This window comes from Phycisphaeraceae bacterium, assembly GCA_019636655.1.
GTDB lineage: Bacteria > Planctomycetota > Phycisphaerae > Phycisphaerales > UBA1924 > JAHBXB01.
In genome coordinates, this window is record JAHBXB010000001.1 from 1,235,488 (window position 1) to 1,252,655 (window position 17,168).

Annotated in this window: 12 protein-coding genes and 1 tRNA gene; 8 read left to right on the forward strand and 5 right to left on the reverse strand. The window is 68.9% G+C overall.

Annotated features, from left to right (window positions below):
- Nucleotide 1 precedes the first annotated feature (1 nt).
- A complete protein-coding gene (locus KF745_05215) occupies nt 2–1,003 on the reverse strand; it encodes a phosphoribosylaminoimidazolesuccinocarboxamide synthase (protein MBX3357810.1) in 1,002 nt (333 codons plus the stop codon).
- Between the two features lie 132 nt (nt 1,004–1,135).
- Between KF745_05215 and KF745_05220 the strand changes: the two genes are divergently transcribed.
- The 3 genes from KF745_05220 (at nt 1,136) to mfd (ending at nt 6,831) form a co-directional block, all read left to right on the forward strand.
- Nucleotides 1,136–2,821 (forward strand): endo-1,4-beta-xylanase, encoded by a 1,686-nt coding sequence (locus KF745_05220; GenBank protein MBX3357811.1) that lies wholly within the window; start codon nt 1,136–1,138, stop codon nt 2,819–2,821.
- A 21-nt stretch (nt 2,822–2,842) separates the two neighbouring features.
- Nucleotides 2,843–3,286: a ComEA family DNA-binding protein gene (locus tag KF745_05225; protein ID MBX3357812.1), complete on the forward strand. Its 444-nt coding sequence runs from the start codon at nt 2,843–2,845 to the stop codon at nt 3,284–3,286.
- 104 nt (nt 3,287–3,390) lie between these two features.
- On the forward strand, nt 3,391–6,831 hold the full coding sequence (gene mfd, locus KF745_05230) for a transcription-repair coupling factor (protein MBX3357813.1): 3,441 nt from the start codon (nt 3,391–3,393) through the stop codon (nt 6,829–6,831).
- Between the two features lie 3 nt (nt 6,832–6,834).
- Here mfd and KF745_05235 read toward each other — a convergent pair whose 3' ends face one another.
- Nucleotides 6,835–7,839, reverse strand: a complete 1,005-nt coding sequence (locus KF745_05235) for an HD domain-containing protein (GenBank protein MBX3357814.1) — start codon at nt 7,837–7,839, stop codon at nt 6,835–6,837.
- 107 nt (nt 7,840–7,946) lie between these two features.
- Between KF745_05235 and KF745_05240 the strand changes: the two genes are divergently transcribed.
- From KF745_05240 to KF745_05250, 3 genes are read left to right on the forward strand one after another with little or no spacing between them, the layout of a single operon-like run.
- Complete coding sequence (locus KF745_05240) at nt 7,947–8,603, forward strand: RlmE family RNA methyltransferase (protein ID MBX3357815.1); 657 nt, start codon at nt 7,947–7,949, stop codon at nt 8,601–8,603.
- Nucleotides 8,600–10,732: a BatA and WFA domain-containing protein gene (locus KF745_05245; GenBank protein ID MBX3357816.1), complete on the forward strand. Its 2,133-nt coding sequence runs from the start codon at nt 8,600–8,602 to the stop codon at nt 10,730–10,732. Before KF745_05240 ends, KF745_05245 begins: the two co-directional genes overlap by 4 nt.
- A 49-nt stretch (nt 10,733–10,781) precedes the next feature.
- A complete protein-coding gene (locus tag KF745_05250; protein ID MBX3357817.1) occupies nt 10,782–12,215 on the forward strand; it encodes an alkaline phosphatase in 1,434 nt (477 codons plus the stop codon).
- Nucleotides 12,216–12,242: 27 nt separating this feature from the next.
- Here the strand turns inward: KF745_05250 and KF745_05255 are convergent, their stop codons facing one another.
- Complete coding sequence (locus KF745_05255; GenBank protein ID MBX3357818.1) at nt 12,243–14,288, reverse strand: hypothetical protein; 2,046 nt, start codon at nt 14,286–14,288, stop codon at nt 12,243–12,245.
- 184 nt (nt 14,289–14,472) lie between these two features.
- Between KF745_05255 and KF745_05260 the strand changes: the two genes are divergently transcribed.
- Complete coding sequence (locus KF745_05260) at nt 14,473–14,775, forward strand: hypothetical protein (GenBank protein MBX3357819.1); 303 nt, start codon at nt 14,473–14,475, stop codon at nt 14,773–14,775.
- A gap of 3 nt (nt 14,776–14,778) precedes the next feature.
- On the opposite strand, the gene KF745_05265 is transcribed toward KF745_05260, so the two are convergent.
- Nucleotides 14,779–15,867: a MoxR family ATPase gene (locus KF745_05265; GenBank protein MBX3357820.1), complete on the reverse strand. Its 1,089-nt coding sequence runs from the start codon at nt 15,865–15,867 to the stop codon at nt 14,779–14,781.
- Between the two features lie 59 nt (nt 15,868–15,926).
- Nucleotides 15,927–16,009 (reverse strand) — tRNA-Cys (locus KF745_05270).
- Nucleotides 16,010–16,145: 136 nt separating this feature from the next.
- On the opposite strand from KF745_05270, the gene KF745_05275 reads away from it, so the two are divergent.
- Nucleotides 16,146–17,168 carry a hypothetical protein gene (locus KF745_05275; GenBank protein ID MBX3357821.1) on the forward strand — a complete coding sequence of 341 codons (1,023 nt, stop codon included), beginning with the start codon at nt 16,146–16,148 and terminating at the stop codon, nt 17,166–17,168.

Genomic DNA, 17,168 nt, shown 5'->3' on the forward strand with positions numbered 1-17,168 from the left:
GTCAACCGCAGAGCGCATCACGCGCCCGCGTGTACCGCTCCACCGTGCCACGGACCACTTCGTCCGGCAGCGCCGGCCCCGGGGGTGTCTTGTCCCACGCCCCGGACGCCGTCAGGCCCTCGAGGTACTCTCGCACAAACTGCTTGTCGTAACTCGCCTGGGCCCGCCCCGGCTCGTACGAGTCCGCGGGCCAGAACCGCGAACTGTCGGGCGTGAGCGCCTCGTCGATGAGGATCGGCTGCACCCAGGCGCGCCCCGACCTGGCCACGTCCTCCTCGGGAATCCCAAACTCGAACTTCGTGTCCGCGATGATGATCCCCCGACTTAGGGCGTGCGCCGCCGCCGCGTCATAGATCTTGAGCGATGTCTCCCGCAGCACCGACATCGTCTCCAGCCCTGCGATCTCCGCGGCTGCCTCGAACGAGATGTTCTCATCGTGCCCGTGCGACGCCTTGGTCGCCGGCGTGAAGATCGGCCGCGGCAGGCGGTCGCACTGTTTCAGACCCTTCGGAAGGTCGACGCCGCACACCGAGCCCGTCTGCTGATACTCCTTCCAGCCCGAGCCCTCCAGGTAGCCCCGGACCACGCACTCAATTGGAACCACCCGGCAGCGGCGACCAATGGTGAGCCTCCCCTCGAGGTATCGCCTCGCCGCGTCCCCCGCCGCCCCCGGCGCGAACGCCTCCGCATCGATATCGGACACCTGTGTCGAGATCAGGTGGGTCTCCGCCAGCCTGTGCTCAGTGATGAAGCCGAACCACCACGCGGCGATCTGGGTCAGCAGCCGCCCCTTACCCGTAATCGGAGTTGGCAGAACCACGTCGAACGCTGAAATCCGATCTGACGCCACAAAGAGCAGTCGTCCTTCCCCCCCAGCGCCCGGCCCGTCCGCGACAGGCAGTTCATAGACATCCCGCACCTTCCCGCTGCGGTGCACCGGCAGCCGGAGGCCCTGGATCAGGCCGTCAGCGACTGCTCCGTTCTGACCAGTGTGTCCGACCATGCGGCCATCGTATCGCAGAAACCGGTCGACATTGAGTCCCGGGTGCCGGCTCCGCTTTCCGTCAGGCCCTCCCCCTCGCTATCCTGCCCTGCCCAGCCACGCACGCGCCTTTCACGGAGGATGGAACCCGGGATGCTCTCGTTCGCCGTCTTCGACGTTCACGGACCCGCGAGCCAGTGGCCCCTCCGCCACGCCTATCTCACAGGCCCGGATGATGCCCCGATCCACGCGGACATCCGCTGCGAGGGCGGGCTGATCCGCTGCGAGAAGCGATCCTCAGACGCCGCCGGCATCTGTATGCAGTTCCCCGTGGACGCCTCGGCATTCAGCCCCGACTCGCGTCCGGCGGGCCGGTTGACCCTGCAGACCTGCCTCCTCCCCGTCCGCAGCCAGCCCTACCTGCTCAGCCTCGAACTGGCCCGGCACCGGCTGATGCTGGTCATTAACAAGATGGAGGACTGGGCCCTGTTCGAACTGCCCGCGGACGACCCCGTCATGGCGGCGTTCGAGGAGGCCAGGCACGCCTTCACCGCGGCGATCGTGGCCCAGGGTGTCGGCGCCACCGGCACCGGCGCCGACCGCCGCTACACCGTAAACGCCGACCAACTGGCCCGAAAAGCTCTGGCGCTGGCGGTCGATGCCAGCGAACTGCTGGCCCTGAAGCAGGCCCAGATCCAGTACGCCAAGAGAGTCTCCGGGGAGCTGGCCGCGGCCGCGGCGGTCGTCCCGCCGGCCAATGCCCTCACCGAGCACGAGGCTCGCGAGAGCCGCAACGCGCTCCTCGGAAATGTCGGCGTGATCCTCTCGACCCCGCCGCTGATCGGCGGGACCATTTCTCCCGAGAGCTTCACACCGGCCCTGCAGAAGCTCGTGTCGGACTCGTGCGATTTTGTTCGGATGCCGATGCGCTGGGTCGAGATGGAACCGACCGAGGGCAAATACGCGTTCCAGTCGACCGACCGCTGGATCGAGTGGGCGGTGCGCACGGCGAAACTCCCGGTCGTCGCCGGCCCGGTCGTGGACTTCCGCCCCCTCTGCGTCCCGGAGTGGCTCTACATCTGGGAGCACGACTACGAGACGCTCCGGGAACTCGTGTACGAGCACGTCAAGAACATCGTTACACGCTACCGCCGCACCGTCACGGCGTGGACCGTCGTCTCCGGCCTGCACACGAATACCAACTTCGCGTTCACGCTCGAACAGATCATGGACCTCACCCGCATCTGCGTGTCGCTGGTGCGCAAGCTCCAGCCCGGAGCCGCGGTGCAGGTCGAGATCGACCAGCCGTGGGGCGATGCATGTGCCCAGAGCGCCAGGTCGATCCCCCCGATGCTCTACGCCGAGATGATGGCCCAGGCCGGAATCAACGCCGACGTCATCGCCCTCCGCGTGATGATGGGCCGCCCCGATCCCGGCCGGGCGACGCGGGACATGATGGCGTTCTCCGCGATGCTCGACCGCTACGCCACGCTGGAGAAGCCGATCTCGGTCTCCGCACTGAGCGCCCCGAGCGCCCCGCCCGCCACGATCAACGAGGACACCAACCAGCTCGACCCGGGGTACTGGCGCTCGCCCTGGAGCCCAGAGTCCCAGGCCCGCTGGATGACCGCCGCCCTTGCCGTCGCCACCAGCAAGCCGTTCGTGCACAGCGTCTGCTGGAACGAGATCATCGACTCACCCAAGTCGCCGTCGCCCGAAGGTCTCGTCACCGTCGAAGTGCAGCCGAAGCCCTCCTTCCGCCGCCTTGTCGAGATCCGTGAGGCCATCCACGGCAAGCGATCCCCCCTCTCCCTGGCCCCGCTGGCGACGCCGGCCTAGGGCCGTTCGGACTCCTCTTCTATGACTCCTGAACCCACGGTTCGCCCGCCACGACCCGGTGATTGGACGGCAGGAGCCGCGAAGTGGGCCGCCGTCCTCGTGCTGGGGTCTGCCTCGGTCCTGGGGCTGGCATGGACCGCTCTCGCCCGGGCGCCGCGCCCGATTCCCGTCGCGCCGGGTCCAATCCAATCCGGCTCTTCGCGGCCAACCTCAGAACCCGCGCCGCGAGCCGAGGCGGCCCCCCATCGCCCATCCCCGTCCTCGATTGCCCGGTCGATCAACATCAACACCGCCACGCTCGCCGAACTCGAACTCCTGCCCGGCATCGGGCCCTCGCTCGCCCAGCGCATCATCGACGACCGTACCGCCAAGGGCCCCTTCAAGACCATTGATGAACTGGACCGCGTGAAGGGAATTGGCCCAACAGCGATCCGGAAGTTGCGCTCGATGGCCACCGTCGAGTAATCGACGCCCTCGCCATCCGGCCGCCGTATCATGCCCGCACCTCAGCGCTGCAGAGCCCCGCGGACCGTTCCGCGGCGGCACGCCCCTGCGCGCCGAATAGCCTCATGAACCTGATCACCCGCCTCGCCACCGACCAAGCCGTACTCAGCATCGTGCGAGAAGCGCAGGCAGGACGCCGGGTCGTGGCCCGCGGCTCGGTCGGCTCAAGCATCTCGCTCGTCTCCGCCGCGATTGCCCAGTCAACAGGCCGACCCGTGGTCCTGGTCGTGGCGCACCTCGACGATGCGGACGAGATCACCGACGAACTCGCCTCCGCGGGCGTCGCGGCGATCCGGCTGCCGGCGCTCGAAGCCCTGCCCGGTGAGGGCAGTGTCTCCCTCGACCTCTTCTCGCAGCGGCTGAGCATTGTCAGGCGCATCATCGCCCTGCCGGAGCGGCCGGGATCGATCTCCGTGCTCGTCTGCCCGATCCAGGCCCTCATGCAGCCGGTCCCAGACCCGGCACGCATCGGACTGGTCTCCCTCACACTCGCCCGCGGCGACACCCGCGGCCCCGCCGAAATCGTCCGGTGGCTTTCCGCGGCCGGCTACTCGCGCGCCGACGCCGTTGAGGAGCCCGGCGACTTCGCCGTGCGGGGCGGCATCATCGACATTTTTCCTCCCGGCGCCGGGCCCGATTCGGGCGCCCCTGTCCGGCTCGATTTCTTCGGAAACGAACTCGAACGTCTCTCTGAGATCGATCTCGACACCCTGGCGTCGGACCGGGCGATCGACAAGATTGAACTGGTGAGCGCCTCGCAGGATCTCCTCGCCGCCGAGCCCGGGGCACGCCCTGTAAACCTCCTCGAGCTGGTCCCGGCTGGACGGGACGGCGCGATCGCGGTGCTCCACGAGACGCTCGAAGTCGTCGAGCAGGCTCGCGGGTACTTCGAGCGGATCACCGACGATCGAAAGTCCGGCGGCATCTTCGGTCCCCCAGCGGTGCTCAAACTTCTCCAGGAGCGGTTCGGCTCGTTCATCGAGATCAACCAGTTCTCCGCGGCCCCCGCCAAGGCCGAGGCGCTCATCGACCTCCCCGTCTCGGCCGTGCCCCACATGGCCGATGACGCCTCCGAAGCCGTGAAGGAGCTCGCCTCGCTCGCCGCGAGTCACGAGACGCTCGTCCTGTGCCAGAACGACGGTGAACTGCAGCGTTTCCGCGAGCTGTGCGCCGAGTTCGCCCCGGACGCCCGCATCGCGTCGGAAGTTCAATACCTGCACCGCGGCTTCATCTGGTCACCGCCGCCCGCCGCCGGCCGCGGGGCCGCCCTTCCCCTTCTCCTGCTCCCCTACCACGAGCTGCTGCACCGCTTCCAGACGCGGCGTCGGATGCGGTCTGGCGCCGACGGCCGCCTCCGCGCCGGGCGCGCGATGGACACGTTCCTGGACTTCGAACCCGGGGACTATGTCGTCCACCGAGACCACGGCATCGCACGCTTCATCGGCCTGTCCATGATGACGCCGGGTTCGAACCGCCTCGCGGTCACCTCACGCCTGCTCCACGGTGGGCCGTCCGCCAAGCCCAAGCGCCAGCGCCGGGACGACCCGCTCGAGGAGTTCCTCACCCTCGAGTTCGCCAACGCGGCCCGCCTGCACGTCCCGGCCACCAAGATCGACCAGGTGCAGAAGTACATCGGCGGGTTCAAGGGCTCCCCGCCGCTCTCGATCCTCGGCGGCGAGCGGTGGAAGAAACAGAAGGAAGCCGTCACCGAGTCCGTCCGCGGGCTGGCCTCAGAACTGCTCCGCGTCCGGGCGGCCCGCGAGCACCTCCCGGGCATCAGGTACCCGGCCGACACCGCCTGGCAGAAAGAGTTCGAGGCGGAGTTTCCCTACCAAGAAACCGACGACCAACTCGCCGCGCTCGCCGAGATCAAGAAGAACATGCAGGACCAGCGCCCGATGGACCGCCTGCTGTGCGGCGATGTCGGCTACGGCAAGACCGAGCTGGCGATCCGCGCCGCGTTCAAGGCCGTCGAGTTCGGCAAGCAGGTGGCGGTGCTGGTCCCCACCACCGTCCTCGCCGAGCAGCACGAGCGCACCTTCAAGAGCCGTTTTGCCGACTACCCCTTCAAGGTCGAGTCTCTTTCCCGGTTCAAGACCACCAAGGAAGTCAACGACACGCTCGCCGCGCTCCGGAAAGGACACATCGACGTCGTCATCGGCACCCACCGCCTCCTGTCCAAGGACGTGCACTTCGCAGACCTGGGGCTGGTCATCGTCGACGAGGAGCAGCGCTTCGGCGTGGAGCACAAGGAGCGACTCCTCTCGCTCCGCATGACCGTCGACGTGCTCACCCTCTCCGCCACCCCCATCCCCCGCACGCTGCACATGTCGATGCTGGGACTCCGGGACATCTCATCGCTGGCCACCGCTCCGATGGACCGGCGTGCCGTGGTGACAGAGGTCGCTCCCTTCAACGAGCGCCGGATCCAGCAGGCCATCTCGCGGGAACTGGCCCGCGACGGGCAGGTCTTCTTCGTCCACAACCGCATCCACAACATCTCCTCGATCGCCGACGACGTCCAGAAACTCGCCCCGGACGCCCGCATCGTCGTCGGCCACGGCCAGATGCCGCCCCATGAACTCGAACAGGTCATGCTCGCCTTCATGCGCCGGCAGGCCGACATCCTCGTCTCGACCACGATCATCGAGTCGGGGATCGATATCCCCACCGCCAACACCATGATCATCAACGACGCCGACCGCTTCGGCCTCGCCGATCTCCACCAGCTCCGCGGCCGGGTCGGCCGCTACAAGCACCGGGCCTACTGCTACCTCCTGCTCCCCCACGACCGGCCCATCGCAGAAAAGGCGGTCAAACGACTCAAGGCCGTCGAGGAGTTCTCCATGCTCGGCGCCGGCTTCAAGATCGCCATGCGCGACCTGGAGATCCGCGGCGCCGGAAACATCCTCGGACCCGAGCAGAGCGGCCACATCGCCGCCGTCGGCTACGAGATGTACTGCCAGCTCCTCGACCTCGCCGTCAAGCACCTCCGCGGCGAGGCCGTCGCCGTCCCGAGCGAGACGAGCATCGAGCTGCACGTCACCGGGCTGATCCCCAAGTCCTACATCCCCTCCGACCAGCGGCGCATGGAGGCATACCGCCGCCTCGCCACGGCCGCAACGCCCGAGCAGCTCGCGAGGTTCCGAACGGATCTGACCCAGGCCTACGGCGAGCCGACCCCCAACACCCAGCGGCTGATCGATCTGGTCGAGCTCCGCATCGCCGCGGCGAATCTGTCAGTGAAGTCCATTGCCATACGGGAGAAGGACGTCGTGCTCCGCACAACCGACCCCGGCCCGCTCATGGCCAGGCTCAAGCCCGGCCAGGGCTCGGTCAGGCTGCTCCCACCCAAGGCGGGCGAGGATGCCTGCGAGGTCTACTTCCGCCCCCCGGACAACTACATGGAGCCGGAGACGCTCCTGCGGGTGCTGCGGAAGCACCTGTGCGATACCCCGGTCCAGACGACTCCTGCAAGCTCCACTCCCCCTACCCGTCGCACGTAATGCTCAGGCGCCCAGCGGGTCCGGGCGGAACAGCTTGGTGTCCAGTGCCCACTGACGCTCGGTGAAGTTCCCGCCCAGTTCGCCGGCGTACGCGGCGTCCATGTCGGGCCGCGCCGCCGCGAGCGCGATGGTGGTCTTCGCATCGACGTTGTCCAGCATCGAAACCATGATCGCCTCGGGCGTCGACGGGATCTTCGCCGCGCCGAACTCGGGCACCCCGTGGTGCGAGAGGATGATGTGCTGCAGCACCATCACCAGTGACGGCGGCAGCCGGATCCCCTGCGTCCGCATGACCTGCTGCGCCTTGTCGTGCAGCATGATCGCCCCTTCGACGATGTGGCCGATCAGTTCCCCGCGGTCCGAGTAGCCGAACGTGCGGTCGTACACCAGTTCGCGAGTCTTCCCCAGGTCGTGCAGGAACAGCCCGAGCATCACCACATCGCGGTTGATCTTCGGGTACAGCGGGCACACCACGTCCGCCAGCCTGACCAGGTTCAGCGTGTGCTCCAGCAGCCCGCCGAGGTAGGCGTGGTGCATCGACTTCGCGGCGGGCGCCCGCTTGAACGCGTCCATCAGGTGCTCGTCGTCCAAGTACGCCTTCGCAAGCGCGACGGCGGCGGGATGGGCCAGCGTGCCCAGCAGGGCCTTCAGCTCGCCGAACATCTCTTCCACCGGCCTTGCGGCGCACGGCATCAACTCTCGCAACTGCTCCGGCGTCGGGTCGATCGGGTCGATCGCCTGGATGATCAGCTGCAGCTCCCCCTGGTACGGCTGCGTCTCGGCCTCGAGATACACGAACCCATCAGTCGGCAGCCGCTTGAACTGCGCCGGCTCGATCGACCACATCCGCCCGGGGAGCTGACCGGTCCGGTCCCCGATCAGGCACTTGAGGAACGGCTTGTCCTGCTTGGTCCGCCCCAGCTGCGCGTTGGCGATCGAAAACGCCCCCTCGATGCGCTCGGCCGGGGCGAGTTCCTTGATGAATCGGCGGGAAACGCTGCTCGGCATCGTCGTGATACTCCAGTCCCCGCTCGCCATCCGACCCGCGGCGAAGGGCCAGATCGTAGACGAACCGGTGTTCGAAAGCCCGCTCCATCGCCGTACCATCCCGCTCGATGGCCCAGCGCCGCCAACTCCACGACCGCTACTTCAAGCAGGCCAAGGCCGAAGGGTACCGCGCGCGCTCCGCCTTCAAGCTCAAGCAGATCGACGAGCGACGCCATCTCATCCGGCGGGGCGATCGGGTCCTGGATCTGGGTTGTGCGCCGGGCGCCTGGCTGCAGGTCGCTTCCGAACTGGTGGGCCCGGATGGCCTGGTCGTCGGCCTCGACCTCCAGGAGATCGACGAGGCGCTGCCCCCGAACGTCCGCGCCGCCCGCGGCGATGTCTTCAAGATCCCCTACGAGCAGTACCTCGCCATGGCCGGCGGCGAACCGTTCGACGTCGTCCTCAGCGACATGGCCCCGAACACCGAGGGTGGCGGCGGCGGGAGCAGCGACCATTTCCGATCGATCAACCTCTGCCGACGCGTGCTCGAACTGGTTCCCGCAGTGCTCAAGGACCGCGGCCACCTTGCCATGAAGGTCTTCGAGGGGGAGGCTTACCCGGAACTGCTCCGGGACACCACCCGGCTCTTCCGCGACACGAAGGGGTTCAAGCCCGACGCCAGCCGCGACGTCTCCCGTGAGATGTACATCGTCGCCAAGAGCTTCCGGGGAGGTCCCTCGGATCTCGGCGCCGCCCCCGGCGCGGACAAGGGAGCCACGGGGTGACGTTTCTCGCGCCGATGACTGGCATCATCGCCGGAGCGATCGCACTGCCGGTGCTCATCACGTTCTACCTGCTCAAGCTGCACCGCCGCGCCGTACGTATCAGTTCGACGCTGTTGTGGGATCGCGTCACCCACGACCTGCAGGTGAATGCCCCGCTCCGCTGGCTCCGACCCTCATGGCTCCTGCTGCTCCAGATCCTGGCGCTACTGGCGTTCGTCGGTGCCCTCGCGAGACCGGCCATGACCGGCGCCACCCGTGCGTCGCGGGTTGTCATCGTCATGGACCACAGCGCCTCGATGTCCGCCACCGATGGCCGCAACCCCTCGACCGGCGAGGCCGACGGCTCGACTCGCCTGAGTGAGGCCAGGGCCCGGGCCCTTGACCTAGTCTCTCGTCTTGGTCGCTCCGGCGGGTCAGAGGCCAGCGAAGCGATGGTCGTGGAGTTCGCCGCACAGGCTCGATCCGTGACGGGCTTCACTTCGGGGCTCTCCACGATCAGGGAGGGCATTTCACGGGTCCAACCGACCGATCAGCCCGCCGCCGCCGAAGCTCTGCAGAGGCTCGTCCACGCCATGGCGCGCGAGCCGGACGAAGAAGAGACCGCCGACCGCACAAGCGTCTATATCTTCAGCGACGGCGGATTCCTGACCGAGCCGGGCGCCGCCGCACCGGGCGGCCCGGGAATGGATGTTCGCCTGGTCCGCTCGGGTCCCCCTCCACCACCTCCTCTCCCACCGCCAGCCGCGACCCCCGCGCCGACTGCATCGAATCCGGCCCCGTGGGGCTTCGACAACCTGGGCATCGTCGCCCTCAGCACACGACGGGACGCGGACAACCCATCGCTGATCCGCATCTTTGCCCGCCTCCAGAACGCCTCGGACCGCCCCATCGATACCACGCTCCAGGCCCGCCTTGACGGCGAAATCGTCGGCACGCGGGAGCTCACGGTCCCTCCGGCCACCCGCCACTCGGCGTCATCGTTCGAGGGGGGCGAATCGGGCGTCTCCTTCGATGTCACGCACGCCGGCGGCGGAACGCTTGTCGTGACGCAGCTCCGAAAGGACCTGCTTGCCGCCGACGACACGGCTGGTGTCGTCCTCTCGCGGGCCCTTCGCCCCGCCGTGTTGCTGGTGGCCCCCCGGTCCCGCGGCAGCAACGGCCGCACCGGCCCGGACCCGTTCCTCGTCAGTGTCCTGCAGGAGATGGATCTCCGGCGGCTGCTGGTCGTTGACGAGGCCGCCTACGCCGCCAACCCGATTCGCGGCCGCGCGGATGAGGAGGCATTCGACCTCGTCGTGTTCGACCGTGTCCGCCCCGCGGCCCTTCCGCCGATCCCCTCACTCAGTTTCGGCGCAACCGTCCCCATCCCGGGCGTCGGCGTCGCGGCGCCGGATGACGAGGACCAGGGGGCAAGCCGCTCGACGAGAGTCCTCTCCTGGCGACGCACGCACCCGGTGCTGCGCTACGTCGGACTCGACCCCATCGTCATCGCACCGCCGATGGTCCTGACTCTCCCCGGCGAAGCGGGCGATCCCGCGGCCCCGCAGGTGACCACTGAGTCACTCGCTCAGGGCGCGTTCGGCCCGTTGATCGCGCTGGTCGAGCAACCCGGGGTGCGGCGGATCATCGTCGGGTTCGACCTCGCCCGCTCCAACTGGGGCCCGGATGTTTCGTTCCCCGTTTTCATGGCCAATGCCGTTGAGTTCCTCACGCTCCGCGGCGAGGCCGCCGCGGGCCGTTCGTACACCACCGCCGAGCCTGTCAGCGTCACCCCTGAATCGGGCGCGACCGAACTTGCCGTCGCGGGACCGCTCACCGAGAGGGTCCCGGTGAGCGCCGCGGCGCCGGGAGAGATCTCGCTGGGCGTGCTTCCTCGGGTCGGCATCTACCAGATCGCGGGAGCCGCCCCGGCGGATTCGACGATCGCCGTAAACCTGATGGATCCGGTCAGCAGCCTCCTCCGGACCGAGGACATCTCGGCCGATGGAATCGTCGGGGCCAGTTCCTCAGGCCCCAGTGGGGAGACGCCGGACGAGGGCCCGCGAGAAATCTGGCCGTGGTTCGTCCTCGCTGGGCTCGTCCTCTCGGCAGCCGAATGGTTTCTTTACGCATGGCGCATGCACACCTGACGCAACTGGCTACTACCCTCCGCAATCACCCCCTCCGAGCCCCCCGCAGATGAACCAGTCCCCGTCACGTCCGTTGCGGACAATCTCCCGCCGCGGCTTCCTCAAAGCTGGCTCGGCGATCGCCTCGGCCGGCCTGCTCGCCAACGGACGACTCGCTAGTGCCTCCGCCGGCGCCTTCGCCCCCATCTCCCGCGTCGAAGCACGCAACATCATCTTCATGGTCTCCGACGGCATGAGCCTCGGCACGCTGTCGATCGCCGACATCTACTCGCGCCGCATTCTCGGCCGGCCCTCCAACTGGTGCACGCTGATGGCGACCCCCCACGCCCGGCGCGCCCTTCAGGACACCCAGAGCGCCAACTCGATCGTGACCGATTCCGCCGCGGCCGCCTCGGCGTGGGGGATCGGCGTCAAGGTCAACAACAACGCGGTCAACGTCACGCCCACCGGCGAGACACCCGAGCCCGTGCTGGTCACCGCCAAGAAGGCCGGCCGGTCCACCGGGCTTGTGACCACGTGCCGCGTGACCCACGCCACCCCCGCGGGATTCATCGCCAACTGCCCTGACCGTGATCTCGAAGTCGACATCGCGGCGCAGATCCTCGACCGCAAGCCGGACGTGGTCCTGGGTGGCGGCGCCTCCCGGTTCGCGGGCATCATCGCCTCTTCGCCCGGAGTCCGGTGCATCCGCACCCGAGAGGAGTTGCTCGCGATCGACACCGCCAAGCCCCTTGCACAGCCGCTGTTGGGCGTGTTCGCACCCGAACACATGAGCATGCAACTGGACCGCAAGGCCGACGGGGCAACGACCGAGCCCACGCTCGCCGAGATGTCCCGCTCGGCGATCTCGCTCCTCTCCGCACACCAGGCAGGTTTCATCCTCCAGATCGAGGGCGGCCGCGTCGATCACGCGGCGCACGCCAACGACGCCGGCTCGCTCCTCGCCGAGCAACTCGCTTTCGACGAGGCCATCGGCGTGGCCATGAAGTTCGCGCTCTCACGCGACGACACGCTCCTGGTCGTGACGACGGACCACGGAAACGCCAACCCCGGCCTGACCTTCTACGGCAAGGCAGGCGACCGCGGATTCGCCGAACTGCAGAAGGCTGCACGCTCCTTCGAGTGGATCGACCGCGAGGCAACCCGGCGCGGCGTCTCGGGCGACGCCCGCGCCGAGGTCACCGCTGAACTCGTCCGCGAGGCCGCCGGCTTCCCCCTCGATTCATGGGAAGTCGACACGCTCAAGCGGTTCTTCCGCCGCCAGCGAGTCGAGCCGTTCTCCACCGCCAACGAGTTCTACCCGGTCCTGGGCTCGCTCCTGGCGAACCACACCGGCGTGGCATTCGCGAGCCCCAACCACACCGCGGACTTGACGGAGGTCACCGCGTTCGGTCCGGGCAGCGCTGCCATCGCCCCGTGTATCACCAACACCGATCTCTACGCCGTGATGACCGCGGCGGCGGGGATCGGCGCCCACACCTGATCCTGCTGACGACCACGCGCCCAGCGGTTAGTTCTGAGGCTCCGGCCACGCCGACATGTCGACCACTGCCCGGCCCGGCTCTCGCTGCCATGGCATCATCGCCCGAGGCCACGCCGTCCGCACGCCGCGTGCATCGGTGCGGGTGATCCCAAGATGCACAAACGTCCCCCGCTCGATACACCCCGGCGGGACCGGGATCCAGCACGACCATCGATCCGCCCCCACCCGCACCGGCACCCGCCCGATCGCCCGCGGCTCCCCGCCCGCCGCGCTCGCCCGCGTAAGGTCAAAGAACGACCCATCCGGAGCCACGCTGTACACCCCGATCGATCGCTCGTACGCACCGAGGTACACCGTCACCCGCTCAATCGGATCCGCGGCCGCCGTCGCAGATCCGCCAGACCCGCTCGAAACCTGGCCACCGCCGGACTCGCTCCGCGACACATGGCCGAGCGTGCTCTCCGGCTCGGGTGCGGCCGGCGCATTGGTCACCGGCGTCGATGGCTCCGGCAGCCCCGGGGACCGCGGCCGCCTGCACTCCACATACACAACCCACCGCGCCGCCCGAAGTTCATCGGGCATGACAGACCGCCCGAACGCGCCCGAAAGGATCGACGGGGCCTGCTGGTCCTTGGAGAGCAGGACGCCGGTCGCCCAATCCGGGCTCATCCGCGCGTCCGGCACGCGGTCCGCACCCTCGTCCGCCGGCTGCGCGCCGATCGACATCCACCCCGACATCGTCCAATCCGGACGCAGCGGTCCGATCGACAGCCCCGGCGGTGAAACCCGCAACGCCCTCGCGGCGACCACACGGGTAATCGGAATGTCGCCAACTCGAAGTTCCACCGTCGTCGTCCGGGACTCGGCGACCGCCGACCGATCGAGCGGTGCAAGCCCGGCGATCGGTGGCCCGGTGTGGACGAGCGGAGTTTGCAGCAGGAGCCTGGTAACGCCGACCGGGGGAACAGTGACCAGATCGGGCGCTCCAGCCCCCGTCTGCCGCGGAATGCCGACAACCATCGGCGCCATGGTGAGGTTGGCGATTCCGATTGAAGGGCGCAGCGGCCGCGTCACCCCGTCCCCCGCTCCGCAATCGTCGATCACCCACACCAGAGCCGGCGGCTGCAGGTCGAGCCACCCCCGTGCCCTCGCGGCCACCTCAGTTGGCGGGAGCGTTGAATCGGTCAGGTCACGCAGCAGCGGCGCCAGCCCGGCCCCCTCCACCTGCCAAGCCGGTGCTGCGATCCCCGGCCCCCCGACCGCGCCGATCCCCGCGGCCCCAGCCGCGGGGGCCGAGCCCGTCATCGGTTCGTCAAACGACAGCACCGTCCCGAGACGCCACCGAAGCCGCAACGCAAGGTCCGGATCAATCGCCTGAAGTCTCGAGAGACCGGCCGACCACAATCCCTCGGACTGCATCGCGAGGGCCTCGATGACCCGGTCCGGGAACAGCGCCAAAGTCGCCGGGCCACGCATGCCGAGATTCGCCTCGACCAACCGGGCCCGCCAGCGTGAGGCAGGAGAACGCGACGCCTTGCCAAGAGCCCGCCGCAGCCACTCGGACTCCCGCAGCAATTCAGTCCGAATCCCGGGTTCCGACCCGCGTTGATGCCCAAACCCGGGCACCGGGCCGAGCGATGCCCACTGGATCGGAAACGCCCGATCATCCAGCCGCATCATGCTGGACCCTGCCATCGCCGGCATCTTCGCGACGATCGCCCAAGTCCCGACCGAAGCCGGCCGCGCCGACGCCGATGCGGGAGTCGCGGTCCACACGCCGGCCGGCCCGAGCCATGCAAGTTCAAACGGGATGGCCCCCCCCCGCTCCGGTGGTGCCTGCGCCGCCCCGATCCAGAACACCTCTCCCTCCACCGACACCGGCACCGTACCGCCCGACGACGCCAGCCCCAGGCTCACCCGCCCGTTGGCCGGCATCGGCCCCTCGACCGCCACCGGTACCACCAGCACCCGCTCGGGCACCGCCAGCACGGGCGTCTCCATCGGTGTCAGCCCTGCGGCGGCGCGGTCCGACGCCGACCCCCCGCAGGCGCTCGCCCCCAAGAGCACCGCCACGCCCACCGCACTCAGGCTTTTTCGCCAAACTTGTCGGCACGCACCAAAGAGCGCCGCCGTCCTGCTCGATACAACCTGCACGACCGGACCGCTGATCTGTCCAGCGACGTGTGCCCAACCGGGTGTTGGTTCGCACAGTTGGACAGCCGCGGCACCCGGGTCGCTTCCACGCTGGGAGTTCCACATGGTCGAGGTCCTCTCGGACGGCCGAGTCACGTTCCGCATGTTCCGCCCCGGCGCCGAGAGCATCGAGGTTCGGACCGATTTTACCGGATGGCGTGCCGGGTCCATACGCATGGAACAGGGCAAGGACGGCTGGTGGCACGCCGAATCCGAGGCGCCCCCCGGGGATCACCTCTTCTCGTATCTCATCGACGGCTCCACCTGGCTCCCCGACTACGCGGCCCATGGCATCAAGGCCAACGGCTTCGGCGGATGGGTCAGCGTCCTGCACGTCCCCGGCCATTCGCTCGCCCGCGCGGCCTGACCGTCACGCCCCCGCCCCCTGCTCGCTCCGCACCGGCAGGGTGCCGACGACGTTCTCGATCACCGAATCGGTCGTCAGCCCCTCGGCTTCACCCTCGAAGTTCAGGATCAGTCGGTGCCGAAGCGCCGGGATCGCCACGCTGCGGAGGTCGTCCACCGACACCGCCGCACGCCCGTCCAGCAGTGCCCGGCACTTGCCCGCCAGCACCAGCGCCTGCGCCCCGCGCGGCGACGCCCCGAGCCTGACGTACTGGTTCACCATCGGCGTCGAGAACTCGCCCGACGCCGCTCCCGTCCCGGACCGTCCCTTGGGATGGGTCGCCAGCGTCAGCCGCACCGCGTAGTCCTGGATGTGCGGCGCGATGGCGACCCGGCGCACGAGTTCCTGGTAGGCCACGATCGCCGGCGCGTTCATCACCGGCGCGACCTCCGGTGTCGACGCCGAAGTCGTGCGGCGGAGAATCTCGGCCAGATCCTCACGGGCCGGCGGCCCCAGCAGCAGTTTGAAGAAGAACCGGTCCAGCTGCGCCTCGGGCAGCGGGTAGGTCCCCTCCTGCTCGATGGGGTTCTGCGTCGCCATCACAAAGAACGGCTCCGGAAGGCGATGGGTCGTCCCCCCGACCGTCACGGACCGCTCCTGCATCGCCTCCAGCATCGCGGACTGGGTCTTCGGCGTCGCGCGGTTGATCTCGTCCGCCAGCACGATCTGCGCGAACACCGGCCCCTGCTGGAAACTGAACTGTCGTCGCCGCCCCCCGGCCCCGTCGTCCTGCTCGGTCACGATCGTCGTTCCCGAGATATCCGCCGGCATCAGGTCCGGCGTGAACTGCACCCGCGAGAACGACAGCGACAGCGCCCGCCCCAGCGACCGGATCAGCAGCGTCTTGCCCAGGCCCGGCACGCCCTCGAGCAGCACGTGCCCGCCCGTGAACAGGCACGTCAGCACCCCGTCCACGACCTCCCGCTGCCCCACGATGACCCGCCCGATCTCCTCACGGACCCGCGCGTAGTCCGCGCCGAACCGCGCCACCGCCTCGCGCACCGCCTCCGGCGACTTCAGGCTTGCGACATCGATCGGCTGGCTGTCGGGCATGGTCCTCGCAACGGGGGCTCGTTCACCCGCTCATCGGCGCCCGCAGCGCCGGTCCGAACAGGCCGCGGTCGGATTCGAACCGACGAGGGCTTACGCCAGCGGATTTGCAATCCGCCCCATTCGTCCACTTTGGTACGCGGCCACGTTGTGTCCCCTTTCGGGGATGGACGCTAAGAGTAGACACCTCCCGGGTCAAGAACGCCCTCCCACGCATGGCGGGCAACTCGATACGATACCGGCGGGTCGATGGACCGCCCCGCCCGGCACCAAGGAACGCCATGCCACTCCCCCCACGATCGCGCCTCGCCCGCACGCTCCTGCTCGCCTCCGCGGCCGCGGTCGTTCACGGGCTCTTCACACCGGCCCTCACTCGCGGCGAGCCGCCGCACGAGGCACCTCCCCCCGCGCCACCCTCGAAACCGGCATCCACACCTGCCTCCCCACCCCGCGGCGGTGTGAGCGATGCCGAGGTCGACCAAGTCATCGCCGACCTCGAGCGGGCCGTCGGCCCCTCGCCGCTGATCAAGCCAGTGCTCCGGGATGGCGCCCCGGTCTTCCCGTCCGCAACGCCCAAGGGGGCATCGAGGCTCCTTCCCGAGGGCACGTTTCTCCCCTCCCGTCGCGGACGGGTGGTGCGCGCCGCCGACCGCGCGGTCTTCGTGTTTGATCCCACGACCGACGGGGCCGAGTCGCCCATGATCCTGCTCCCCGGCGCGTACCTCGCCGCCATGGAGCGGTCCGCCGAGCAGCGCGGCGCTGACACGAAGTTCGTCATTACCGGACAGGTCTTCGCCTTCAAGGGTCGCAACTACCTGCTCCCCACGTCTCGCCCCGTCGCCGAAGTCGGCTCTCCCGACGCCGCCACCGCCAGCCAGAACTCCACGGCCCCGGCCATGGCCGACCCCGAACTGGAGCGGATCGTTGCCGACCTCGAGAAGGAGCGCGGCGGCGGCCGAACCGCGGAGCCGCTGCAACTCCCTTCGATGCCCCGCGACTCCGCCCGCAAACGCCTCTCCTCCGAGGGCACGCTCCTGACCATGCGCCGCGGCCGCGTCGTGCGGTCCGGAGCCGGCGATTGGGCCTTCGTCGTCGACGCCGACACCGATTCCCCGGCCGAGGCGCCGCTCGTCCTCCAGCCCTGCCTCATCCTCGAAGACATCGAGCGGATCGCCCGCACCCAGGGCGAGTCCGCCACCATCACCCTCAGCGGGCAGGTCTTCGTCTACCGCGAGCGCAACTACATCATGCCCACGATGTTCTGGGTGAACCGCCCCAGCGAGGGCGTCATCCCGACCCAATAA